This is a genomic window from Paenibacillus stellifer, from assembly GCF_000758685.1.
GTDB lineage: Bacteria > Bacillota > Bacilli > Paenibacillales > Paenibacillaceae > Paenibacillus_AQ > Paenibacillus_AQ stellifer.
Genome location: NZ_CP009286.1, coordinates 2,108,328 through 2,132,642 on the forward strand (window position 1 = coordinate 2,108,328; position 24,315 = coordinate 2,132,642).

21 protein-coding genes are annotated in these 24,315 nt (G+C 56.2%); 14 read left to right on the forward strand and 7 right to left on the reverse strand.

Features of this window, described 5'->3' with window-relative positions; translation table 11 throughout:
* Window positions 1-23: 23 nt before the first annotated feature.
* From PSTEL_RS09445 to PSTEL_RS09460, 4 genes are read right to left on the reverse strand one after another with little or no spacing between them, the layout of a single operon-like run.
* Entirely contained in the window at window positions 24-1,133 is a 1,110-nt protein-coding gene (locus PSTEL_RS09445; protein ID WP_038700516.1) for a YheC/YheD family endospore coat-associated protein, read from the reverse strand.
* Window positions 1,134-1,135: 2 nt separating this feature from the next.
* Window positions 1,136-2,509: a YheC/YheD family endospore coat-associated protein gene (locus tag PSTEL_RS09450; RefSeq protein WP_038694836.1), complete on the reverse strand. Its 1,374-nt coding sequence runs from the start codon at window positions 2,507-2,509 to the stop codon at window positions 1,136-1,138.
* A gap of 30 nt (window positions 2,510-2,539) precedes the next feature.
* The gene (locus tag PSTEL_RS09455) at window positions 2,540-3,685 is read right to left on the reverse strand and encodes a YheC/YheD family endospore coat-associated protein (RefSeq protein ID WP_052098316.1); all 1,146 of its coding nucleotides are present in this window, start codon (window positions 3,683-3,685) and stop codon (window positions 2,540-2,542) included.
* Window positions 3,686-3,695: 10 nt separating this feature from the next.
* On the reverse strand, window positions 3,696-5,063 hold the full coding sequence (locus PSTEL_RS09460) for a YheC/YheD family endospore coat-associated protein (protein WP_038694838.1): 1,368 nt from the start codon (window positions 5,061-5,063) through the stop codon (window positions 3,696-3,698).
* Between the two features lie 149 nt (window positions 5,064-5,212).
* Between PSTEL_RS09460 and PSTEL_RS09465 the strand changes: the two genes are divergently transcribed.
* Window positions 5,213-5,557, forward strand: coding sequence for a YlbF/YmcA family competence regulator (locus PSTEL_RS09465; RefSeq protein ID WP_038700520.1), 345 nt, complete (start codon window positions 5,213-5,215; stop codon window positions 5,555-5,557).
* Between the two features lie 50 nt (window positions 5,558-5,607).
* Here the strand turns inward: PSTEL_RS09465 and PSTEL_RS09470 are convergent, their stop codons facing one another.
* The gene (locus PSTEL_RS09470) at window positions 5,608-6,189 is read right to left on the reverse strand and encodes an LURP-one-related family protein (RefSeq protein WP_038694840.1); all 582 of its coding nucleotides are present in this window, start codon (window positions 6,187-6,189) and stop codon (window positions 5,608-5,610) included.
* Window positions 6,190-6,407: 218 nt separating this feature from the next.
* Between PSTEL_RS09470 and PSTEL_RS09475 the strand changes: the two genes are divergently transcribed.
* The 7 genes from PSTEL_RS09475 (at window position 6,408) to PSTEL_RS26175 (ending at window position 14,287) form a co-directional block, all read left to right on the forward strand.
* Window positions 6,408-6,689: a hypothetical protein gene (locus tag PSTEL_RS09475; RefSeq protein WP_038694842.1), complete on the forward strand. Its 282-nt coding sequence runs from the start codon at window positions 6,408-6,410 to the stop codon at window positions 6,687-6,689.
* A gap of 304 nt (window positions 6,690-6,993) precedes the next feature.
* Window positions 6,994-7,338 (forward strand): hypothetical protein, encoded by a 345-nt coding sequence (locus tag PSTEL_RS09480; RefSeq protein WP_038694844.1) that lies wholly within the window; start codon window positions 6,994-6,996, stop codon window positions 7,336-7,338.
* An 89-nt stretch (window positions 7,339-7,427) separates the two neighbouring features.
* The gene (locus PSTEL_RS09485) at window positions 7,428-8,300 is read left to right on the forward strand and encodes a leucine-rich repeat domain-containing protein (protein WP_052098317.1); all 873 of its coding nucleotides are present in this window, start codon (window positions 7,428-7,430) and stop codon (window positions 8,298-8,300) included.
* Window positions 8,301-8,409: 109 nt separating this feature from the next.
* Complete coding sequence (locus PSTEL_RS09490; RefSeq protein ID WP_038694846.1) at window positions 8,410-9,744, forward strand: DRTGG domain-containing protein; 1,335 nt, start codon at window positions 8,410-8,412, stop codon at window positions 9,742-9,744.
* Window positions 9,745-10,223: 479 nt separating this feature from the next.
* Window positions 10,224-11,384, forward strand: a complete 1,161-nt coding sequence (locus PSTEL_RS09495) for a polysaccharide pyruvyl transferase family protein (protein ID WP_169744557.1) — start codon at window positions 10,224-10,226, stop codon at window positions 11,382-11,384.
* The gene (locus tag PSTEL_RS09500; protein WP_038694850.1) at window positions 11,374-12,915 is read left to right on the forward strand and encodes a polysaccharide biosynthesis C-terminal domain-containing protein; all 1,542 of its coding nucleotides are present in this window, start codon (window positions 11,374-11,376) and stop codon (window positions 12,913-12,915) included. Before PSTEL_RS09495 ends, PSTEL_RS09500 begins: the two co-directional genes overlap by 11 nt.
* 61 nt (window positions 12,916-12,976) lie before the next feature.
* Window positions 12,977-14,287: a glycosyltransferase family 2 protein gene (locus PSTEL_RS26175; protein WP_052098318.1), complete on the forward strand. Its 1,311-nt coding sequence runs from the start codon at window positions 12,977-12,979 to the stop codon at window positions 14,285-14,287.
* 350 nt (window positions 14,288-14,637) lie between these two features.
* On the opposite strand, the gene PSTEL_RS09510 is transcribed toward PSTEL_RS26175, so the two are convergent.
* Both PSTEL_RS09510 and PSTEL_RS09515 read right to left on the reverse strand, forming a co-directional pair.
* Window positions 14,638-15,138, reverse strand: a complete 501-nt coding sequence (locus PSTEL_RS09510) for a sporulation membrane protein YtrI (protein ID WP_038694852.1) — start codon at window positions 15,136-15,138, stop codon at window positions 14,638-14,640.
* Between the two features lie 4 nt (window positions 15,139-15,142).
* Entirely contained in the window at window positions 15,143-15,466 is a 324-nt protein-coding gene (locus PSTEL_RS09515) for a YtrH family sporulation protein (RefSeq protein WP_038694854.1), read from the reverse strand.
* A 136-nt stretch (window positions 15,467-15,602) separates the two neighbouring features.
* Here PSTEL_RS09515 and PSTEL_RS09520 point away from each other — a divergent pair, with 136 nt between their 5' ends.
* The 6 genes from PSTEL_RS09520 to pyk all read left to right on the forward strand — a co-directional run bounded on the left by PSTEL_RS09520 (window position 15,603) and on the right by pyk (window position 24,221).
* Window positions 15,603-19,268 carry a DNA polymerase III subunit alpha gene (locus tag PSTEL_RS09520; protein WP_038694856.1) on the forward strand — a complete coding sequence of 1,222 codons (3,666 nt, stop codon included), beginning with the start codon at window positions 15,603-15,605 and terminating at the stop codon, window positions 19,266-19,268.
* 190 nt (window positions 19,269-19,458) lie between these two features.
* The gene (locus PSTEL_RS09525) at window positions 19,459-19,965 is read left to right on the forward strand and encodes a phosphatidylglycerophosphatase A family protein (protein ID WP_038694858.1); all 507 of its coding nucleotides are present in this window, start codon (window positions 19,459-19,461) and stop codon (window positions 19,963-19,965) included.
* A 147-nt stretch (window positions 19,966-20,112) separates the two neighbouring features.
* Window positions 20,113-20,301, forward strand: a complete 189-nt coding sequence (locus PSTEL_RS09530; protein ID WP_038700526.1) for a hypothetical protein — start codon at window positions 20,113-20,115, stop codon at window positions 20,299-20,301.
* Window positions 20,302-20,385: 84 nt separating this feature from the next.
* Window positions 20,386-21,279 (forward strand): acetyl-CoA carboxylase, carboxyltransferase subunit beta, encoded by an 894-nt coding sequence (accD, locus tag PSTEL_RS09535; protein WP_038694860.1) that lies wholly within the window; start codon window positions 20,386-20,388, stop codon window positions 21,277-21,279.
* On the forward strand, window positions 21,280-22,284 hold the full coding sequence (locus tag PSTEL_RS09540) for an acetyl-CoA carboxylase carboxyltransferase subunit alpha (RefSeq protein ID WP_038694862.1): 1,005 nt from the start codon (window positions 21,280-21,282) through the stop codon (window positions 22,282-22,284).
* 515 nt (window positions 22,285-22,799) lie between these two features.
* Window positions 22,800-24,221: a pyruvate kinase gene (gene pyk / locus PSTEL_RS09545; protein ID WP_038694864.1), complete on the forward strand. Its 1,422-nt coding sequence runs from the start codon at window positions 22,800-22,802 to the stop codon at window positions 24,219-24,221.
* The last annotated feature ends 94 nt before the right edge of the window (window positions 24,222-24,315 follow it).

Sequence of the window (24,315 nt, forward strand, 5' to 3'; positions counted from 1 at the left end):
GGATCTTGGTCTTCCTTCAAGCTCTAGCGGGAGCCGGCGGACTGCCGGACCAAATAATGGCTGTACTGAAAGATCCGCTCCAGCGACAGCTTGCGGATTTCCGGCTCATCGAACTTCATCGGACGGGAATTGGCCTCGAAGAACCACAGCCCGCCCTTGTCGTCGACGCCCAGATCCATCGACATCTCCCCGAGAGTATGGCCGGAGGACCGTTCGATCTGGCGGGCGATCAAGAGGGCGGTGGAGGTGACGTTCTTCAAGGTCGCGGAAGCCTTGTCGGGTCCGAACATCGCTTCCAGCATGCTCGACGGATTCTCGACCGAGCCGCCGCGCGGGACATGTGTGGTAATGCTGCGGGCGCCTGCCAGTCTGGCACCGATCCCGGTGACTCCCCAGCCGCCCCTGCCGTTCTTCTGCAGCAGTACGCGCAGGTCGAAGGGCCGGCCCTTGTAGGTTGCCAGCTCAATCATCTCCTGGGCGATATAGTGCGTTCTTCCCGTTTCCTTCTCAATGCGGGACCATAGCCGTTCTATGGAACCGGACTTGTAGGTCGCGCTCTTTCTCTCGCTTTGAATTTGCAGGCGGTAGGGAAGCGGGCTGTCTTCGGTAAACCTGATCCGCATGATCCCCTTCCCGGCTTTGCCGCTCTCTGGCTTCAAGTAGAGGCCGTGATGATTCTTCAGCATCACTGAGAGTGTACGGCCGTTTCTTAAGCGCCTGGTTGCCGGTACATGGCGAAAGGCCGCCCGGGACTCTTTGAGCCATTCGAACAGATTCCATTTGTTGAAAAAGTAAGGATTGTACAGCCGAATGCCCGGATATTCCAGACATTCGGCGATTTTTCGGGCGACGGACGGCTTTGCTTCATCCTCCCGGGCCGGGATGCGGTTGTAGATCACCTGGGGCGAAGGAAGCTCCGCCGAGATCCATGTTTTGCCTGGGCCGGGAACATAGCCGTTGATCGACGGACGATCCAGCTTCAGGTCGCGCACGGTCACCACGTAGGCGAGGAAACCCATATCGTTGCCAGTCCGGATAATGTCACGGAAATTTTTGTGGTTGCCCCGGAACAGGCGGGTCTTGTCGGCGATCGTCAGGATCGCCACGACGGGCTTGCCGTCATTTGTCCGCATATTCACATATCATCCCTCCTCCGGAACTTGCTGAGGTAGAGGCAGTGCTCCAGGATATGCTGGATCGAGGCCTTGCCTTCGGCACGGAGGGACGGATGGCGGAAGATGGAGCGGCCGGGCTTGGCGTTCGCCTCGAACATCCATATGTTCTCCTCCTGGTCGATGCCTAGATCGAAGCCGATTTCGCCCAGCAGATGCCGCTGCTGGGTTTCGAGCGACTCCGCGAGACGGATGGCGGTCTGCTTGGCTTGCTGAAGCACTTCATCTGCTCTTGCGCCGAATACGCGGCCGAGCGCCTGCTGAGGCGTCAACAGCGATCCGCCGTTCTTGAGGTGGGTCGTTACGCTGCCGCGTCCCGCTTTCTTGGCGCCGATTCCGACGACGACCCACTGGTTGTTCCCGTTCTTGTGCATGTGGAACCGGAAGTCGATGGGGCAGCCGTCGATTTCGATCAGGCGGATGCCCTGCTGGACGACATAGCTCTGCAGGGTCTTTCCGTGTCTGGACTGCAGCAGCCGCATCAGGCTGTCGAAGGTGCCGAAGCGCAGCAGCACATTTTTGCCGTCCCTCCGGTAGCGGGCGAAATAACCGCGCTTGGGCAAGTAGGTGAGCCTGTAAATCCCATGGCCGAGGCTGCCCGCCGACGGCTTGTAGTAGACGAAATGGTGGCGCTCCAGCATATCGCGGATCGTCTCGGGTGGCGGGCTGCTGTGGGTTTCGGGCACATACCGGCTGGCGAAGCTGTCGTTCTCAAGCAGACGGTAAATATCGGATTTGTTGAAGAAGCTCCAGTTGAAGAACGGGATTCTCTTGCGGATGAACCGTTCCCGCAGCTGGTTGATTGCCGGCGAAGTCTCGGCCCGCCGGCTGGGCAGGCGGTTGTATACGACGTCGGGAAGGGGGACGATTTTGCGTTCGAATTTGCCGCTGTCCGTCAAAAAGTAGCCGTTCACGCGATCCTGCTGCCAGTTGATGTCCTTCGGCGTGAAGGCGAAGATGTAGCACATGCCCCTGCCCTCGCGCAGCAGCTGCTTGATGAAGCCGGTGCGCGTGCTGAACGGACTGGACGGGGAGCCGGGACCGTCGGACAGCACACCCACCAGCGGGCCGAGCTGCACCTCATCGTTCTGGAGGCCCCGCAGGTAGACGCTGCCTGATTTCGGAACTTTGATGGCGTGCTGGACGCCCGACGCCAGGAACAGATGCTTGCCGGCGCGCTTGATTGGCTTGATTACAGCCGGGATTGCGTCTTTGCCGAGCCGGACCCGGATGTTCCTCTTGCCGGTCAGCTTCAGGCTTTTCATCAGCGAGCCCGAGACGTAGACGACCCGTTCGGGCTGCTTGGTGAAGTGGACATTGCAGTATGTGAGACCCATTTATAGAATCCTCCTTAAGCACCTTAGGTTTCATTCTTCCGATTGCAGCGCCCCGCTTCGCAAGAGGCGGGGAGAACTGCTTCGTGTAAGCAGAAGGTAGCGCGCGTAAGCCAGCGGATTCTCGGCCGAACGCCGGGCGGCCTCACGGTCACCCGTGAGCTTGAAGACCGAGCGGCCGGGCTTGGAGTTGGCCTCGAGCAGCCAGATTCGTCCATCGGGGTCGATGCCGAAGTCCAGTCCCAGCTCGCCTAGCCTCCCGCATGAGGCTTCCAGGAGCGGCGGAAGAAGAGCGGCCGTCCGCTCCAGCTTCTGCAGAATCTCTTCGGCCATGGCGCCGAACTGCTCCCGAAGCACCGCCGCCGCTTCCTCCGCGGTTCCACCTCCGTGGAGATTCGAGGTGAGCGACCCGCCCGGGCCAAGGCGGGCCGCCATGCCAGTCAGCTCCCACCGTCCCCGGCCGTTCTTCTGCATCAGGGCCCGGATGTCGAACGGTTCTCCCCGGCATGTGGTAAGCCGAAGATACGGCTGCATAATGAAGCGCTTGGAGCCGATGAACCGCTCCGCCCAGGCGAGCCCGCTGTATTCGTCCGGGAAGCGGAGCAGCAGCGGCCGGTTCGCCCCATCGCGGGCTCTGATGATCAGGCTTCCGGGCTGTGAGCCGGAAGGTGCGGCATGCAGGGTGAATCTGCCCTGCATGCCCGCCCGGGGCTTCAGGAAGACGCCGTCCTTATACCGGGCCAGCATGAGCGATAGCCCGCGGCGTCCGGTATATCGTCTCGTCTCGGGCAGCAGCCGTGCGGCTTCCGGGTGAAGCCGGAGCTTCCGGTAGACGTTCCATTTGTCCGGAAGCCCGCGCGACCAGTCGGAGCTGCGCCCGAGCGCCCGGAGCGCCCGGGCGGCTTCGCGTTTTTCTTCCGGGCTGCTCGCGAACATCCGGTTATAGACGATATCCGGCGTTCGCTCCTTCGCCGGCACCCAGTTGCTGGCGGCCCGCCGGAAGCCGGCTACCGAGCCGCCGTCCGGCGATACGCCGTCCGGTGTGAAGACCACTGCCCGCAGGCCATAGGAAGGGGCAGCGCGCAGCAGCGCTTCGCAGAAGGCAGGCTCCGCGACGGGAGATTCCAGGTTTCCCGGTCCGGTCAAAATACCAAAGAGGCCGAGTTCGGTCACAGGCATGGCGTCCTCCTTATAGACCGGCAAGGTAGCGGCAGTATTGAACCATCTGCTTGACGGAGGGTCTTATCTTCACGCCGCTGAGCGGTGTGTTGTCATTCTTCGACGGCTTGGAATTGACCTCAAGCAGCCAGATCCGGCCGGACTGGTCAAGTCCGAGGTCGATGCCAAGCTCGCCGAAATGGGCAGGGATATAGGCCTCGACACTTTTGGCGACAGCCAGCGCCGCGCGTGGCAGCTGGACCGGTGCGCTCTCTTTGGCGCCGGGCGAAAGGGAGCTCTTGCCCACCGCCTCCCGGACCGTGCTAAGGCTGCCGCCCCGGGCGAGATTGGAGACGAAGTGGTGATTCCCCGCGGTGCGGGCGACAATGGAGGTTACGCCCCATTTGCCGGTTCCGTTCTTCTGTACGAGCGCCCGGAAATCGACCGGCCGGCGGCCGGATTCCATCAGGGGAAGTCCTTGCTGGATCTGGAAGCGGGCCGTCTTCAGCTTCGGGGACACCGCCTGGAACAGCTTGGCGAGGCTGGGGTAGCTTACCTTCCGCGTTCCGATCGGCGTGGCCGATTGCAGCTTATAGCCGCCTCCTTCTTCTCTGGAAATGCGCAGTATGCCTTTACCGAGGCTGCCGCGTACCGGCTTCAGGAAGACGACCGGATACCTTGCGCACATCTTCTGCAGCATGGCGAATCCGCTGAGCAGATGGGACTCCGGCAAATACCGTTGAATGGAGGAGTCCTTTCGCAGCGCGTCGAACACCTCGTTCTTGTCGAGAAACTTCTCATTAAAGAAATGGGTGCCGTAACGCGATTTTACTTCCGACAAAAAATGCTGTACGCTAGGTTTATTCTCCGCTTTGCGGGTCGTGAGTCTGTTATTGACTACGTCGGCGACGGGCAGCCTGAGCTTTTTCCAGCCGTCTTCGTACACCCAGCCGGATATGGTCGAGTTCGCTCCTTCGAGCGCCCCCGGGGTAAAGAAGTAGACGAACGCTCCCTGTGCCTGACAGGCGTTGGTGAGCTCCAGACAGAACTGGGTGATCGAGCCGAACGGCCGGTCGGGACGGTCCGGATTCTCACGGCTGACGAGCACGCCGATAAGCGGACCCAGACGCAAGGTCCGGTTTCCGGGACTGTAAGAGGCGTTCAGCAAGCGCCGTCCCGACCAGCCGGTCCGCCGGGCCAGGGCATCACTGACGCGCAAGCTGTCGGATTTGGGCACCGGAATGACCGTAACCTCTTGTCGGAATGAACCGTACGCCAGCAGAAGCGGCCCATGGGCCGGGATTTTGAGTTTCTTGATTAGCCGGTCGCCCAGCATAACGGCGTTATCCTGCAGAATGCCGGATTGCACCGTTTGGACCGGGATCTTAAGCTTTGACATCGTGGATCTCCTTCCGGTAGGCAGCATGATGCCGGCTGATTGACACCTGGGGTCTACATATCATTCATCATATGGAGAGTAGCCCTCCTTGGTGATTGGCCCTGTTTCGAATGACCCGGATTCATTACATTCTGAAGGAGGAACGAAGCATGAACGTATATGACAAGGCCCATGAACTGGCCAAGGCGATCAGAGAGAGCGGCGAGGTTGCCGATATCTCGGCGGCGATGGCGATCATTGAGGCCGATTTGCCAAGCAAGGAGATGCTGGACAATTTCCGCAGCAGCCAGCAAGAGCTTCAGGCGCGGATGCTGGCCGGTGAAATGCCGGATCAGGAGGAAATGGAGAAGATGGAGAAGCTGTTCGAGGTGCTGAATATGAATTTAAGCATCCGCCGGCTGTTTGAAGCGGAACGCCGTCTCAGTGTTGTGATCGAGGACGTGAACAAAATCATTTCCGGCAGCCTGGAGCATTTGTACGGCGCGGACGTCTAGTACGCCGTCGCTCATCCTCCAAAGAGCCAGCCGTGCCATAGAACCTTAAATCATGCGGTATCCTGCTTGCCTTCTATAAGACAGAGGAGGAGACCGGCGGCGATACCGAGCCTGCGATCCAGCTGCCCCCCTGTATCCTGGGCAAAATCAACCTTGACCTTGGACAGGAACGGATTCGGGCTCCGTCTGAAAGCCGCCGCCTCCCGGTCATCCATTTCTGCAAGATAGCTCTGAGGAATAAAAGGGATGATGCGTCTTATAATGGCGAGGAGTGCATTCTCCTCCTTGATCTTTCCGAGTTCTTCGTCATTTTGTCCCAGAATGATCCATTCGTCTTTCACGATGGACTTCAGCCCTCTGCGGCGGAGTGCGCCGATCTTCTCGCCCGTTGCGCTGTCCGTTACATCATAAGTAGCAGACAAGTCGATGATCTTGCGGGCTTTGATCCGAAGCAGTTCGCTTTGCATGCTCTCATCCTCGTACAGCGTAATCTCTTCCTTCAGTTTGAACGCCTTCATTTGCGAGTAGAGGACCAGCTGTCCGTCTCCGTCGTAAATATGTACTTTTGCACCCAGAACTGATAGCATTTTTCTTCGGATAAGGTACTCGCGGTGGTTGAATTGCTGATTCATCCCAAGTTCTCCTTCCATATGTATGAAACAGGGCTATTTTCTCATATTTTCCGGTTATCAATCCATACCATTTTCCACACAGCTTGAGCAATTCAATCTCTGAATCCAGCTGCCTCGGGACCGGGACATTTGTCGGACTTTCATCTCTTGCTCTCATAATTTCTCCGCTTGGCTCATAGAGTAGAATACAGACTTAGCGAAGGAGAGGATCATCAAGGATGAGAACGAGAAACAAGTGGAAGCATTCACTGTATTTGCTGTTGGCGCTGGCCATGCTGCTGTACGAGCTGCCCCGGCTGTCGCCGGACGGTCCGGCTCCGGTATTCTGGTTCGGGGTGGTTTGGGCGGGTTTCGCGTTCCTGATTATTGCGGCGCATCTGCATTTCATCATCGGGGTCGACGAGGAGAAATCCAAACAGCTTGAGGCCGTCCGCAAGGCGAAGCTTGCCCGGTGGGAGGAGAAGCTCCACAAACAGGGGCGGGTGGGGCAGAAATCATAACATTCCGGAATCAATCCCAAATAACAAGCCGGCTGCATACTGCTGCGAAAATCATGACCTGCAAGAAGGACGCCTGGAATACAGCGCCTCTCTTGCGGGTCATTTGCGTTTAGAAGCAAGAACAGTCATGAACCGGTGCGCGGGATCGCATCACATAATTGATGGGCCATTTCCGGATATGATGCAAAAAGCATGGACATGTCGAACGAAAGACCCATATTATTCAAATATATGACAATAAATCTCATATTAATAGACATGATGTATGCTATACTCAATCTAACAAATTTTAGGAGATGAAGGTATGATTGGGAAATTAGCTTTGCCTGTTCTATTAATCGGAGCTCTGGTGTTGCCCGGATCGGCTGCTTCTGCTGAAAATGTTAGCGCCAATGACAGCTCGAATTCTTCACTCGTGTCACCTATGTCATATAGCGAAACAGTGCTTAGCAGCACCAGACAGTTGCAGCAGAAGGTAGGTTTTTTCGATTGGGAGGATATGGCTCAAATTGAGTATACCTATAAAACTATAACTTTTAACCAGAGCTATCAATTGACCGGAACCAGCGTGTCATACACAGCAGCTACTGGAGGACCGCTTACTTACACGAGATATAAGGTTACAACCTATAACTATACCTATTATTAATAATTAATCTATAGAGACAGAGCTTCAGTTTCTTTTTTCAAGAAGCTGAGGCTTCTGTTTTTTACCAAACAAGTGAGGTGCCCGCCGAAATGCGAAACAAACATGCTATACGAACGCTGGCTATATTAGCCGTCCTGCTGGCAGCAGGGTGGCTGATCTTTTGGAAGACCGGAACTGGGGACAACGAAGCCGTCTTCAAGGAACCCGCTGTTGCAGAGGCGGTACGCAACATGTTAAATCTGGGGCCCGACGAGCGCATTAAGCTTTCGGATTTGAAAAAGATTGAAACGCTGGACTTAAGCGGGAGATCGGTGTCCCGGACAGATGATCTCGACATGCTGATTTCGCTGAAAATCCTGAACCTCTCTAACAACCGTATTTCCTCGCTGAATGGACTGGAGCATCTGTCGGAGCTTCAAGAATTATACACTAGCGATAACCTGATTCGGGATTTGACTCCTCTGGGGGGATTGGGACGGCTGACCAAGCTGACTATTGACCGGAATCGGGTAACCGATCTCGGGCCGCTCAGAGACTTGGAACATCTTACTGCCTTATCTTCCTCGGACAATCAGATCGAAGATATGGAGCCTGTCTCCGGGCTGCATTCATTGAATACACTGATCCTGGATAAGAACAAGATTCGGAATATTCCGCCGCTGACCGGGTTAACCTCGTTAAAGATCCTAGGCATTGGCTATAATCCGCTTGAAGACTGGGCACATATCGGAGATGTGAAGCAGTTGGAATGGCTGTCTGCATCCTCCAGCGGAATTACCTCCGTTGAACCGTTACAGCCGCTTACCTCATTGTCCGTGCTTATGCTGGATCATAACAAAATCAAGGATATTACGCCTCTTCGCCATGTTACTGCCCTTAAATCCCTGTATCTGGAAGGTAACCCTGTGCAGGATTTCTCTCCGGTTAATGATGCAATTCTGAAAAAGGTCGGTGATGATTAGGCCGTTTCACCATTATTCGGCTGCCCGAATAATCATCTTTTGCGTAACCCGTATCCCCGTGTATAATGAATACAGAATAGTACAGATCGGCATACGGGGGTGTAACAGTTTGGAAGGACAAGGCGATACAGTCACCAAGCACGAGCAGCTGCTGCAGCATATTGAGCAATTAAAGATCGGCACCAAGATCTCGGTCCGGAAGCTGGCCAAGGAGATGGCGGTCAGCGAAGGCACCGCCTACCGGGCGGTTAAGGAAGCGGAGAATTTGGGCATTGTCATTACGAAGGAGCGTATCGGGACCGTTCGGGTGGAGAAGAAGCCCAGAGGCATTTCGGAGCAGCTGACATTCGGCGATGTGGTTGATATAGTCGAAGGGCATGTGCTCGGCGGAGCCGGAGGGCTGGACAAGCCGCTCCATAAATATGTAATCGGTGCGATGAAAATCGACGCCATGATCCGCTACATTGATGCTGACAGCCTGCTCATCGTGGGCAACCGCGACGATGTGCATTCGCTCGCGCTGGAGCAGGGAGCGGGCGTGCTCGTTACCGGCGGCTTCGGTACTAACCGTGAGGTCAAGGAGCTTGCGGACAAGCTGGATCTGCCGGTCATTTCGTCGCGGCACGATACATTCACTGTGGCTTATATGATCAACCGGGCGATCTTTGACCGTCTGATCAAGAAGAAGATCATGCTGGTCGAGGATATCGTCGAACGCAAGCCGCGCATCAGCACCTTGAAGGTGACGAGTACGGTAGGAGAGCTGCTTCGCTTGTCCAAGGAGAGCGGCGAGCAGCGCTTCCCGGTCACCGACGAGTGGAACCGGGTTATCGGGATCGTCGGCCGCCGGGATGTGGAGGACTTGCCGGAGGACCAAGCCATCGAGAAGATGATGATCCGCGGCCCGGTTACGGCTGCTCTTCAGACATCGCTTGCGTCGGCGGCCCAGATCATGATGTGGGAAGGCATCGACTTTCTGCCTATTATTGACCGCAACCGCAAGCTGGTAGGCACGGTCACCCGCAAGGAAGTTCTGCAGAGCCTGCGGGATGTCCGCAATCAGCCTCAAATGGGCGAGACGTTCGATCACCTCATCTGGAACGGCTTCGCTGAAGACCGGGATGACGAGGGACGGCTCTTCTTCCACGGCTTTATTACGCCACAGATGGCCAGTGATCTTGGAACCATTTCGGAGGGCGTCATTTCGACGCTGATGATGCATTCCGCCATAAAGGCGGCCAAGGAATTGACAGGCAGAGATTATGTGCTGGACAATATGTCCACCTATTTTGTACGGCCGGTTCAGATCGAGGACTCCGTGATCATTTCGCCGAGACTGCTGGAGAGCAGCCGCAGAACCTGCAAGCTTGAAATCGAAATCAGCCACCATGACAGTCTGGTCGCCAAAGCGGTCATGATGCTTCAATCGATCGACCACGGGTAAGGCGCGAGTCCTACACCGTCTCTGAAACTATAGCGCGCCGGTATCTTCATGAAGATGCCGGCGCGCTATTTTTACGTCTAGCGGCCAAAAACCATCAGGTAAATACTGGGAAAATAGTATCTTACACCTTCGTATATCCATCCCCCCTCTTAAGGATTATGCGGCATGATCTTCTGGGAGGGCGGCCTTGGTGCGAAAGTTGACATTTCCAGCCTTGTTATTGCAAACCCAAAATCGATTATTTAGAATTGGAACAAAGCAAGAGCGGTTTTCAGAAAAATTTCCTAACAGCGCTCCCTTTTTCTTGTAGAAGAGCCTATTCTTTTGCCGACTTCGGCTACCCAAGGATAAACAGACTGCGGCGCTCCGTGACGCCGGGCGTTTACCGAGAAATAGAGACCATGAAGTGCTTCGCTTATCCGGTCTTTTATTTCGAAAAAGTATGGAACGGCCCCATTACCAGCGGAAGGGATGAAGAAATGAAACGGTTAATGATCAACGCTTATACCAAGCTGAACCTCGGAGATGACCTCTTCGTCAAGCTGCTGTGCGAGAGATATCCCGATACCAATTTTGTGTTACCCGCAATGGGTGAGTACAGAACCTGTCTCGGATCGCTGCCCAATCTCACTATCTACCCGATCGAGTCGGTCTGGGTGCGGGGCGCCCGCAAGCTCCTGAAGAGCTTCAAGAGCATCGAGGTGCAGAAGCTGCTGCTGCAGAGACTCGCGAGGCGCTGCGACGGCGTAGTGCAGATCGGCGGTTCCGTCTTCATGCAGGGAAAGAATTGGGTGCGTGATTACAATTGGAAGCAGGAGATATTTGACTCTAACAAGCCGTATTTCGTTATGGGGGCGAACTTTGGTCCTTACAAGGATGAGGTGTTCTATGAGAAGCACCGGGAACTCTTCTCCGGCTATACGGATATCTGCTTTCGTGATGAGTATTCCTATGAGCTGTTCCGGGATCTGGGGAATGTAAGGCTGGCGCCAGACATTGTGTTCCAGCATCCGAAGCCCGATACCGCTGGCGGCGAATCGGTCGTTATATCCGTGATCAAGCCTTCGGAGCGGGAGAATCTGAAAGCTTTGGACACGGTCTATTATGAGAAAATCAGGGATATCGCAGTCGCCTTCATTCTGGAAGGCTACGACGTCTCCCTGATGTCATTCTGTGAATACGAGGGAGATGAGGAGGCAGTCCGGAGTATCTACGCCATGATCCCGGAAACCTTCCACAGCCGAACAGAGATGTTCTTCTACCGGACGAATCTCGAAGACGCCATTACTCTGCTTGCTTCGTCGGGCATGATTGTTGCTACACGGTTCCATGCCATGATTCTCGGATGGGTATTCGGCAAGCCGGTCTTCCCGATCGCGTACAGTGAAAAGACAATCAACGTGATGAAAGACGCCAACTTTGAAGGCGCTTATGCCGACTTGAAGTCGATTGCGTCTCTCGATCCCGATACGGTCGTGCGCAGTCAGGAGACGAACCGGTTGAACGTATCGGTACTGGCTGCACAGGCGGAGAAGCACTTCCTTGAACTGGACAAATACTTGGGAAGAAGCCAGGATGCGGCGGGTGTCGCTTCGGCCATGAGTCCGGGCATTCTTGCAAGGAGGGGCCATGAAAGCTAAACGGAGTATTCTTAACCTGGTCTTTGGCTTGGGAAGTCAGATCATCACAATCGTCCTCAGCATTTTCATCCCCAGACTGATCATGATCAATTACGGTTCGGAAGCGAATGGTCTGGTATCGTCGGTTGTCCAGATTATCGCCTATCTGGCGCTGCTGGAGGCCGGCGTCGGCTCTGCTTCGCTTCAGGCGCTGTACAAGCCGATCGCACAGAACGACCGCAGCGGCATCAATTCCATTCTGTCTGCCACAGCCATGTATTACCGGAAGACCGGCTTCTACTATCTGATCTCCGTCATCGGCATCGCGGCGATTTATCCGTTCGCGGTCAAGTCGGAGCTGGCCGTATGGCAGGTCATGGCGATCGTGCTGTTCAATGGCCTGGGCGGGGCGATCAACTACTACTACCAGGGCAAATTCAGGGTGTATCTGCTGGCGGAAGGCAAGAGCTATGTGGATACTTCAGTGGTGACGCTCGGCAATATCATCAACAGTCTGGTGCGCATTATCCTGCTAATGCAGAGTGTGGATATCGTGCTCGTACAGGCGTCTTTCTTCGCGGTGACGCTGCTGCAGATGGTTGCGTTCCACATCTATAAGAAGAGACATTACGACTGGCTCGATTTCGGCCAGAAGCCCAATCTGGAAGCAATCAACCAGAAGAATTTCGTGCTGGTACATGAGCTTTCTTACATGATCTTCCGCAACACGGACGTCATTGTGCTAACCTTCTTCACCAACCTGAAAATCGTCAGCGTGTACGTCATGTACAATATGGTGTTCACGATCATCGACAACATCGTCAACACGGTGAATACAAGCTTCCGGTTCGTGTTGGGGCAGAGCTATCATGAGGGAAAGTCCAGGTTCATCAAGCTGTATGACGCCTACGAGCTGTACTTCATGGCCTTTGTATTCTCGTTGCTGACTGTAACCTATATTCTGATTCTGCCGTTTATCACCCTGTACACGACGGGTGTCAACGATGTGAATTACGTCCTGTACTGGCTGCCGATCCTGTTCGTGGTCCAGAAGCTGCTCATCAATGCGCGCTCCTCCGCGAACAATGTAATCAATATCGCCGGCCATTTCAAAAATACACTTGGCCGCTCGCTGACTGAATCAGGCATCAATCTGGGAGTTTCGCTGATTCTTGTGCAGTTCATGGGGCTCTACGGCGTCCTGCTCGGAACAGTGGCCGCGCTGCTGTACCGGTCTGCAGACATTATCCTGTACGCCAATCGGAGGCTTCTGGAGCGCAGCCCGTGGAAGACGTTCCGCAGATGGCTGACCAATATCGCCGTGTTCGCCGGCATCGTGTATTTGTATCATTTCGTCGATTACCAATTTAATTCGTACCTATCGATAATTCTGGGGGCAGTCGTGCTCGGAGTAATTATCCTTCCGATCTATCTCGCTGTGTCCTCCATTCTGGAGCGCGAGGTGTTCCTGTATGGGTTTGGCCTCTTCAAAGGCATCGGTCTCAAGGTCAGAGCCAAATTCGTTCCCAGCAAGGTCAAAGTCAGCGGATAAGGTCAGCGGCTGACCGAGGCCGGATTGACAGCCGCAACTAACGTCATCAGGAGGGGTAATTATGGAGCAACGAGTGGAACGGATGCAGGCTTGCCGCCGGTTTTTGGCCGACGCAGCCCGCGAAGACGCTGATGCGGCGGGGCAGCCGGGCGAGCGGGACTGGACTGCGCGCCTTCAAGCGCTGATCGGTGACGAACAGCCCGGCGTAAGTGAAGAAATGACGGCTTTGGCGAAGGTTGTGGCCCGCCAGGCTGACGGCAGGGATGCTCCGGAGGTGCTCCGTTTCTACCTGGAGCGGCGATTCGGGCTTGGCGAATCGGATGAAGCGCTGAATCTGGAAGCCCGGCTGGACGAACTGAAGAACGGCTTGGCGCCCGCTTCAGAGAGCGGCGGCCTGCCGGATGATGCGGAGTCTCCCAAGATCAGCGTCATCATTACCACCTACAACCGCAAAGCCTTCCTGCGTCAGGCGATCGAGAGCATTCTGGCCCAGGATTATCCCAGTGTAGAGATCACGGTTATCGACGACGCTTCCACCGACGGCACGGACGAGTTGATGGAGGAGGCTTTTGGCGGAGAGAGCCGGGTCATCTATATGCGCAACACAAGCAATCGGGGACCGGGAGCGAACCGGCTGGAGGCATTCAGCGCGCATGGAGACGGCGAGTACATCCTGTTCCTGGACGACGACGATTACTTGGTCGATCCCGGCTATTTCAGCAAGGCGGTCGCCTTTCACAAGAGAGTGCCGGGCCTGAGCTTTGTGGCCGCCAACGTTTTTCTGGAGTATTCGACCAGCGGCCGCCTTCAGCTGCAGGAAATCGGGCTTGCCGAGGTGACTGACCGGCGTTCGTATTTTCTTAATTTCGAGCGTCCGGGCTACGGGAAGCCGGCTTCGACCCTGACGACGATTTTCCGGCGGGAAGCGCTGCTGGATATGAATATTTTTCAAATGAACATGGTCAACGACGCCTCGATTTACTTGCGCTCTCTGCTGGTGGGTGACGCCGGCTTCATCGATTCGGCGGTTGGCGTGTACCGGATACATGGCAATAATATTACTTTTAACCTGTCCCGCGACTTCCTGGTGCGGAATCTGGAGGAGAAGCGCACGATCCGCAACATGGCTGTCGACAGGTACAATTACCGCAGCGCCGAAATGACTGGCTGGTTCAACAACACCGCTTATGACACGATTGTGTATTATTTGCGAAATTCCGCCAAAACGACGGATGACTATACGTATATGTACGAATGGACGCGGAGCAACTGTCCCGACATTTATGGCAAGATCAAGCAGGAATTCCGGGGCCGGCTAATGAAGAAGCAGATTCTCCGTTTTCCGTTTGTACGCAAATTGATTGGAAGATGAAGGCTAAACAAGCCAGCTAAGCGGACCTCCGATCTGCCCGGTGCAGAGAAGGGGTCCGTTTTGCTGAGCAGAGAAGGAATCCGTTTTGCTGAGCAGAGAAGGGGTCCGTATTGCTAGCAGAGGAGGAATCCGTTTTGCTGGGAGTGCCTTGCACTTTTTTCGCTCACCTGAGGTAATTCACGGAACGTTCTTTACCGCATTGCTGTAGCCAAGAGACGGGGGATCGGCATGAAGGCTGACCAGGATATGCATGACCGTCCGCCTGCTTCCGTGCGCTTCGGGATTCGCGGAACGGAATCATAAATGCGCCTCTAGTCGGGTGTGGGGAAAAAGTACGGCTGAACGAACCTTTACTGCCGGGTATGCGGCGCGATTTCCACCCATATTTGCAGGACGCCTTCCACGACGAGCATGGTGCGGATTTTGACGCTGTATTCTTTGTCACGCACGATGTATAGTTTACCGCTGAGCAGCAGGCGGGCCATCTTGCTGTCTTCGTCGATCTCATAGACGCTCCGTCCCCGCAGCGGCTCCAGGTCCGCGCTCATGCCCCGGAGAATGTCTTTGACGATCGCGGCGTTAAGGCCGGAATTCTCCTTCGTTCCTGTACTCTCTGCCCGGATTCGGATTTCCTTGATTACGGACGAACTGTCTTTGTACTTTTTCAGCGTCTGGATGTCCTTCTCATACTGCTCCAGTTGCACGCGCAGATCCTGATTCTCCAGCCACAGGGTGTTGAAGCCGATATGGTACACCGCATTGTACACCCCGCAGCCGATGACCATGCCGAGAACAAAGACCGCCGACAGCTGGGAGAAGCGGCGAAACTGCCGGAAGGGCGGAACTCTCATGACGCTACCCCTTTCCGCATACCCATTTGATGAGCTCGCTGCCCATATGCGCTCCGAGGAAAGCGAAGACCAGATACAGAATTTGCTTGATCGCAGGCGACAGATTGCCACCGAGCATATTGCTTTCGATGACCCGCATGGGGTCGATGGTTCCACCGACGGCGGCGGCCAGCGCCCAGATTTTGATCCGGTCGGCCACATCGAGCATCGTCATCGTCGGAGGCTGCAGCGACACGACAGCCCCGACGCCTCCCAGAATGGAACCGCCCACCACAATGCCGAAGGCGATGAAGAAATCGAGGACGGCCTTGCTCAGAAAGATATTCATAAAGTCCTCCTTGTCTGGAGATGCAGACGTCTCTAGCCCACGCCTGTCCCGGTGCTCTTCCTTCATTCTATGGGCCTTGGCCCCTTCAATATGATAAAATGGAATTATGGACTTTAACGAAAAAGGAAGTGGGATCATGAGCCCTTTCGTGCATCTGCATGTGCACAGCGAATACAGTTTATTGGACGGAGCTGCGCGAATCGGCGATCTGGCCCGCCGGGCCGGCGAGCACGGGATGAAGGCGCTGGCGCTGACCGATCACGGCGTCATGTACGGGGCGATCCCTTTTTATAAAGCATGCCGCGAGCATGGAATCAAGCCGATTATCGGCTGCGAGGTATATCTGACAGCGGGCTCCCGACGCGAGCGGGGCAGCCGGAAGGACCAGCCGATCTATCACCTGATTCTGCTGGCGAAGAATGAAGAGGGATACCGCAATCTGATGCGGCTTGTATCAATCGGACATCTGGAAGGCTACCACTACAAGCCGAGGATCGACATGGAAGCCCTTGCGGCCCATTCGGAAGGCCTGATCTGCCTCAGTGCCTGCCTCGGCGGCGAAATTCCCCAGCATCTGCTTCACGGGCGGGATGCGGAGGCGAAGCTGGCGGCGCTCCGGTACAAGGAGATTTTCGGAGAGGATTTCTATCTGGAGCTTCAGGACCACGGCATTCCCGAACAGAAGCGGGTCAATCCGAAGCTGATCGCGCTGGCCGAGGAGACCGGCATTTCCCTGACGGTTACGAACGATGCGCATTATTTGACCCGGGAGGATGCGGAGGTTCAGGACGTGCTGATCTGCATCGGCACGGGCAAAACGGTGGACGACGAGGAGCGCTTCCGCATCGGAACGGATCAGCTGTATCTGAAGAGCGCCAAGGAGATGGAGGCTCTGTTCCCGCATGTGCCGCAGGCCATCCATAACACGGCCGTCATTGCGGACAAGTGCAATCTGGAGCTGGAATTCGGGCGGCATATTCTCCCCGAGTTCTCGCCGATTCCGGAGGGGCTGGACGCAGCCGGATACTTGAGACAGCTATGCGAGACGGGCCTGGAAGAGCGCTACACGAATACGCCGGGGTGGGAATCCGGGGAGAACAGGGCCAAAGCGTACGAGCGGCTCGGTTATGAGCTTGGCGTCATCGAGAATATGGGCTTCTCCGATTATTTTCTGATCGTCTGGGATTTCATCGCCTTCTGCCGCCGGCAGGGCATCGCGACAGGTCCCGGAAGAGGCTCGTCGGCGGGCAGCCTCACGGCCTACTGTCTGCATATCACCGACGTCGATCCGCTGAAATACAACCTGCTCTTCGAGCGCTTCCTGAATCCGGAGCGGATCACGATGCCCGATATTGACATCGACTTCAGCGACGAGCGCCGGGACGAGGTGATCGCCTATGTCTCCCGCAAATACGGCGAGGAGCATGTCGCGCAGATTATTACCTTCGGAACGCTGGCGGCCCGCGCCGCCGTCCGCGATGTGGGTCGGGCGCTGAATCTGCCTTACGGCGAAGTCGACAAGGCTGCGAAGCTCATTCCCGGCACGCTTGGCATCAGCATTTCGCGGGCGCTCGATACAAGCCCCGATCTTAAGGCGCTGTACGACGGGAACCCGCGGACCCGCGATCTTCTGCGGATGGCGATGAAGGTGGAGGGCATGCCCAGACACGCTTCGACACATGCCGCAGGCGTTGTCATTTCTCGCGGACCGCTCACCGATGCCGTTCCGCTCCAGGAGGGGAGCGAAGGCACTTCGCTGACCCAGTATTCCATGGAGAATCTGGAGAGCGTCGGACTGCTGAAGATGGACTTTCTGGGTCTTCGGACGCTGTCGATTATCGAGCGGACGATGAAGTGGACCCTCGAGATGACCGGCAGCATGCCGGATTTCCGGACTATCCCGGACAATGATGAAGCGACTTATGCCATGCTGGGCCATGGCGAGACGACGGGCGTGTTCCAGCTGGAGTCGGCGGGCATGCGCCGCGTGCTGAAGGAGCTTCGCCCGACCGTGTTTGAAGATATTATCTCCGTGTTGGCACTGTACCGGCCGGGACCAATGGAGTTTATTCCCAAATATATTCAGAGCAAGCATGGGCTTGCGGAAGTGGATTATCCCCATCCCGATCTCATCCCGATCCTGTCCGACACCTATGGCATCATCGTCTATCAGGAACAGATCATGCAGATCGCTTCGCTCATGGCGGGCTTCTCGCTCGGAGAAGCGGATCTGCTGCGGCGTGCCGTGTCGAAGAAGAAACGGGAGACGCTGGACCGTGAGCGGGCCCACTTCGTCCAGGGCAGCCTGAAGCTGGGCTACCGGGAAGAGGATGCGAATGCGGTCTATGACATGATCGTCCGTTTCGCCGACTACGGCTTCCCAAGAGCCCATGCCGCCGCTTACGGCGTGCTGGCCTTTCAGACGGCCTATCTGAAGGCCCATTACCCCGTCCAGTTCATGGCCTCCATGCTGACGGCCGTCATGGGCGTCCACCGCAAGGTGGCGGAGTATGTGCTCGAATGCCGGCGGATGGGCATCGGTGTGCTGCCTCCCGATGTGAACGAGAGCGGCGTGCTCTTCACGCCGGTGTCCGGTGAATCCGCCCAGGCCGGGCATATCCGGTTCGGCCTTGCCGCGATCAAGAATGTCGGCACGCTTGCCGTCGATAGCATTCTGGAAGCAAGGAAGGAGCGGCCCTTTGACAGCCTGCTCGATTTCTGCCGCCGGGTGGACCTTCGGTTGTGCAACAAGCGGGTCGTAGAGTCGCTGATCCAGGCGGGCGCTTTCGACAGCCTGCCCGGCCACCGGGCCCAGCTGCTCGCCATGCTGGACGAGACAACGGATGCGGCGGCCAAGTGGCGCAAGGAGCGGGAGGAGCTGCAGATCCAGCTGTTCGACGATCTCGTGGAGACGCCGAACTGGGATATCCGCTACCCCGATATTCCGAAGTTCACAGCAGGGCAGCAGCTGGAGCTGGAGCGCGAGCTGCTCGGCCTCTATCTGTCCGGCCACCCGCTGGACGACTACGAGCAGCTGCTGGCGGAGCCAGGCGTCCAGCGCTTGATGGACCTTGACGAGGCGGAGGATGAGAGCTCGGCGGTGACCGCGGGCATGGTCGTCTCCGTCAAAGAAATTATGACAAAAGCCGGCAAAGCGATGGCTTTTGTCGAATGGGAGGACCAGATCGAGCGCTGCGAGGTTGTGATGTTCCCCGAGGTGTGGAAGCGGAGCCGCACCTATGTCGAGAGGGGAGCGCTCCTCGCCCTGCGCGCCAAGGTACAGCAGCAGGACGAGGGCTTCAAGCTGCTGGCCGATGAGATCGCGCCGCTGGCCCAGGATACGCTGCGCGCCCTGCTGCAGCGGCGCGCAGCCCTCGGCTCCCGGCCGCAGAGCCGCGGCCAGGGCGGCCCCGCCGCCGGTGCGCCGCGTGCAGGCGCCCCGGCGGGAGTCGGGCGGACGGGCGGGGCATCGCCGTCCGCCGCCGGAGCCGTCCGCGCGGCAGCGCCGCGGACGGAAGCGCCGCAGGCCCGCGCTGCGGCCGCGGGCCAGGCGGAGCCGGCGCGCGATGCCGGAGGCCGGCGCGCCTTCATCAAGATCACGGCCGCCGCGGAGGATGGCGGCCTGCTGCAGCAGCTGCAGGAGCTGCTGCAGAGCGCGCCCGGCGGCGTGCCGACGCTGCTGTTCTACGAGCGCGGCCAGCGGCTGATCGCGCTCAGCGACAGCTACCGGATCGAGCCGTCGCCTGAGCTTGCAGGCCGGATCGAAGCGCTGCTGGGACCCGGCACGCTGCGAATGAAATGAGCATTTTCCCAGCCGAAACAAGAACGTTTCTCCCCCTTTCCGCATACATTTAGGAAACTACAGGCTTTACGCGAAATAGAAGATTGTCATGTATAAGCTGAGCGCTTAACATCGGTTTTCCATTTCTTGGTAAACGCCTGGCGTCAATGGACGCCGCAAGGCGTTTATCTTTGCGGAAAGGGGTATCGCTATGTCTTATGAGTTGGCGGTGAGACTGCTGGAGCGCAGAGGCGTAACCATAGAGGCGATCACAGGGATCGTGCATACGCTGCAGTCGGCTTACTATCCGGACCTGGCGCTGGAGGAATGCGAAGCAAGTGTTAAAGCCGTTCTCGGCAAAAGAGAGGTGCAGTACACGCTTATGACAGGTATCGCCCTCGACGAACTGGCGGAGAAGAAGCTGCTGCCCCAGCCGCTGCAGGCGATCATGGAGGCGGACGAATCGCTCTATGGCGCCGACGAGACGCTGGCGATGGGCATAACAGGCGTGTATGGCATGATCGGGCTGACAGGCTTTGGTTATCTGGATAAAACGAAACCCGGTGTTATCGGAATGTTAAACGACCGGGAGAATGCCGTTCACGTCTTTCTCGACGATCTCGTGGCAGGCATCGCCGCAGCGGCTTCGGCCCGGATTGCGCACCGCCATGAAGGGGCGAATGTTTATCCCGTTTCCTTGGACGAGGTCGGGTCTTAAGGGGAGAGAAAGGGACCGCTGAGCGGTCCCGAAAGGCGGCTTGCCGCTTCCTCCTTTGTTGCAGGAAAAAAGTAAACTATGTTATCATGGTTCCATCATACGGGATACGGCTTTGGATTCGAGATGAGGGAGGCCTCGTTAACGGACATGTGGACGGTTATTTACATCGCGCCTACCGCGAAAGTGGCGGATATGATTAAGAGCAAACTGACGGAAGAGGGCTTCCTGGTGAAATGTCGTCCCATCAATATGTCCAAGCAGCAGTTCGAGATTCTGGTGCCTTCCCGCGAGCTGGAAGAAGTTCAGGAAGTGCTTAACCTGATTCTGCATCCCTAAACCACAGAATTAAGACATCATTAGAGCAGTCATGACAGCGCGAACGCTGCATAACGCAAATAAACGGCTGAAGAGGTGCGGCTCTTGTTCAAAGATTTGTTTCAGAAAAAACGGAAATATGCGACGGTGCCTTCTCCGCGTCAGGAGCAAAACGATGCGCCCGCGGAGGGAGAACGGCCGAAACGGGAAATTCCCGAAGGGCTGATGAGCAAATGTCCCAAATGCGGATCGATCCAGTACAGCAAGGAACTGGAGAAGAACCTTAAGGTATGTCCGTCTTGCGGCCATCATATGCGGCTGAACGCAGTGGAACGGATCGCCATGACGCTGGATCCGGGCAGCTTTATCGAGTTCGATGCGGGGCTTGCCCCTGTGGACCCGCTGCAGTTTCCGGGATACGCCACGAAGCTTGAGCAGCAGCAGCTCAAGACAGGGCAATTGGACGGCGTCATTACCGGACAAGGCAGCATTGCCGGGCGGCCGGTTATCGTCGCCGTTATGAATTTCGAATTCTTTACGGGCAGCATGGGCTCGGTCGTCGGGGAGAAGATTACCCGCGCCGTTGAGGAGGCGACCGAGAGACGTCTGCCGCTGATTATATTCTCCGCATCGGGCGGTGCGCGGATGCAGGAGAGCATTCTGAGCCTGATGCAGATGGCGAAGACAAGCGCGGCGCTGGCCCGTTTTGGGGAATCGGGCGGATTGTACATATCCGTTATTACAGACCCGACGACGGGCGGCGTATCGGCCAGCTTCGCCTCGCTGGGCGACATCAATATTGCGGAGCCGGGTGCCGTCTTCGGATTCGCGGGACGAATCGTCATCGAACAGACGATCCGGCAGAAGCTGCCGGATGATTTCCAGACGGCTGAATTCAATCTGCAGCATGGCCAGCTCGATCTGGTGGTGCACCGCAAGGAAATGCGCTCCATGCTCGGCAGACTGCTGGAGCTGCATGACGGGAAGGGGGGATTTTAGATGGCGGGGGACTTGCCTTTTGAAAAACCTCTCGTTGAAATGCGCCAAAAAATCGAAGAACTGAAGCAGTTCGGGGAAGAGAAGGGAATCGATTTCGCTGATGAAGTTGCCCGTCTCGAGGAACGTTACAAGCTGATGGAGCAGGAGATTTATTCCAATATTTCGCCGTCCCAGAAAATGCACTTGGCGCGGCATCACAGCCGTCCGACCTCGCTTGATCTTATCGACCTGATCTTCACCGATTTCATCGAGCTGCACGGCGATCGCCTGTTCGGCGACGATCTGGCCGTTGTAGGCGGGATCGGCAAGCTCGACGGCGTGCCGGTCACCGTAATCGGCCAGCAGCGCGGCAAGGATACGAAGGATAATATCGCCCGCTTCTTTGGCAGCCCGCATCCTGAAGGATTCCGCAAGGCGCTTCGTCTTATGCGGCAAGCGGACAAGTTCAAGCGTCCGATCGTCACCTTTGTTGATACGAAGGGCGCCTATCCCGGCAATACGGCCGAGGAGCGGGGGCAGTCGGAAGCCATTGCCCGCAATCTGCTGGAAATGTCGGCGCTCGGCGTTCCTGTCGTCTGCGTCGTAATCGGCGAGGGCGGCAGCGGCGGAGCGCTTGCCATGGCCGTGGGCAACCGGGTGCTGATGCTGGAGCACGCTATCTATTCCGCCATTTCGCCGAACGGCGCGGCTTCCATTCTGTGGAAGGATGCGTCCAAAGCCGATCAGGCGGCGGAGGCGATGAAGATTACCGCGTCCGATCTGCTGCAGATGGAAGTAGTGGAGGAAGTGATTCCGGAGCCGAAAGGCGGAGCTCACCGCGATTACGAAGCGACGGCAGCCTTCATCAAGGATGCCCTCCTGAGACATTTGCGCGAGCTTGCCGTTCTGGACGCAGACGAGCTGAGAGAGGACCGTTACCGGAAATTCCGGAAGATTGGCGAGTTCCAGGAGACCCAGGTCTCCGAAGAGGCATTCACGGAGGAGCCGGCCCTCAGCCCGGAATAACATTGCCCAGGGGCAGCAGGTTCTGCACCCTGTGTCTGAAATACCAAAAGACCCCGAGCGTTTCGGGGTCTTTTTTTAATATAGGGAAGTATAAACTTCAAAGGCTATGCTTCCTGATCTTGCACAACAATAACCTGAATAGGGAATTGGCAACATTCTCCGCAAAGAAATCTGCTGAAGATTTTTTATGCGCTGAGCTTGGAAACGGGTTGTCATTCAGGCTTTCATTCAGGCTTTCATTCAGGTGCGGCCCTCGCCTTATATAGCTAAGAGATTGCTTGTGTTGTTTCCAGAGATTTTGACATAAATTTTTACCCGGCCAGATGCGTTCTCGCAGGCATCTTGCCAAAAAAAGGCGCGAAGTCATTGATTTTGTACGCTGCTTGCAGTAATATTCAAAAGGGCGCAGTCTAAGCTGCATATGACATAGTTCCTATTCAAACAGGCAACTTTGTAGTAGATTTTGTAGTTGGAAAAGTGAGACAGAGAGAAACAAAAAAACGGAGGAAAACCTAATGCGGAAAAGTAAAATTGTATGTACGATTGGTCCTGCAAGTGAGTCGTTGGAGAACATCAAGAAATTGATTCTGGCCGGAATGAATGTTGCACGCCTGAACTTCTCTCACGGTGATTTTGAAGAGCATGGAGCGCGCATCAAGACGATCCGTCAAGCATCGAAGGAACTGAACAAGACAGTTGCCATTCTGCTCGATACCAAGGGGCCGGAGATTCGCACAGGCAAGCTGGAAGTGGAACCGATTGAACTGGTACAGGACGAATATCTGACATTGACGACGGAAGAAATTCTTGGCGACAAGAACCGTATCTCCGTTACTTATTCAGATCTTCCGAGCGACGTTTCGGTAGGATCCACAATCCTGATCGACGACGGTCTGATTGGACTGACGGTTGTTGACATTCAAGGCACTGAAATCAAGACCCGTATCGTCAACGGAGGAACGATCAAGAGCAAGAAGGGCGTTAACGTGCCTGGAGTTGCCATCTCCCTGCCGGGCATTACGGAAAAGGACACCAACGATATCATTTTCGGGATTGAACAGGACATCGATTTTATCGCCGCTTCCTTCGTTCGCAAAGCCAGCGACGTTCTGGAAATTCGCGATCTTCTCGAAAGCCGTGGCGCTGGCCACATCCAAATCATCTCCAAAATTGAAAATCAGCAAGGTGTCGACAACCTTGACGAAATTCTTGCAGTATCCGACGGCCTGATGGTTGCCCGCGGTGACCTTGGCGTGGAAATTCCGGCTGAAGACGTGCCGCTGGCGCAGAAGCTCATGATCAAGAAGTGCAACATCGCTGGCAAGCCGGTTATCACGGCTACCCAGATGCTGGACTCCATGCAGCGCAACCCGCGTCCGACACGCGCTGAAGCAAGTGACGTTGCCAACGCGATCTTTGACGGAACCGATGCTATCATGCTGTCCGGTGAAACGGCTGCTGGTAAATATCCGGTTGAATCCGTGCTGACGATGTCCCGCATCGCCGAGAAAGCGGAATCCGCACTGGATCATCGCGAAATCTTCCTGAAGCAGCAGATTGCCCAGGAGACGACGGTTACGGAAGCTATCAGCCAATCCGTAGCGATCTCCGCACTGGACCTGAATGCTGCTGCTATCCTGACTTCCACGGTAAGCGGACATACGGCTCGCGTCGTATCGAAGTACCGTTCGAAGTCCCCGATTATCGCCGTAACTCCACAAGAGAGAACAATGCGTCAACTGGCACTGGTATGGGGCGTGTTCCCGGTATATGGCGAGCCTGCCAACTCGACGGACGAACTCCTTCAAGTGGCTGTTAAGGGCGGCAAAGCTTCCGGACTCGTAAAAGCCGGCGACCTGGCTGTTATCACAGCTGGCATTCCGTTCGGCCATTCGGGTTCCACGAACCTGGTGAAGGTTGAACAAATTTCGGAATAATCTCCGAACCTGCATTTCAGGCAATTTACGATAGCGTATAACCAAAAGCAATGGCAGCTCCTGCCATTGCTTTTTGTATGAAGCGGGGACACAA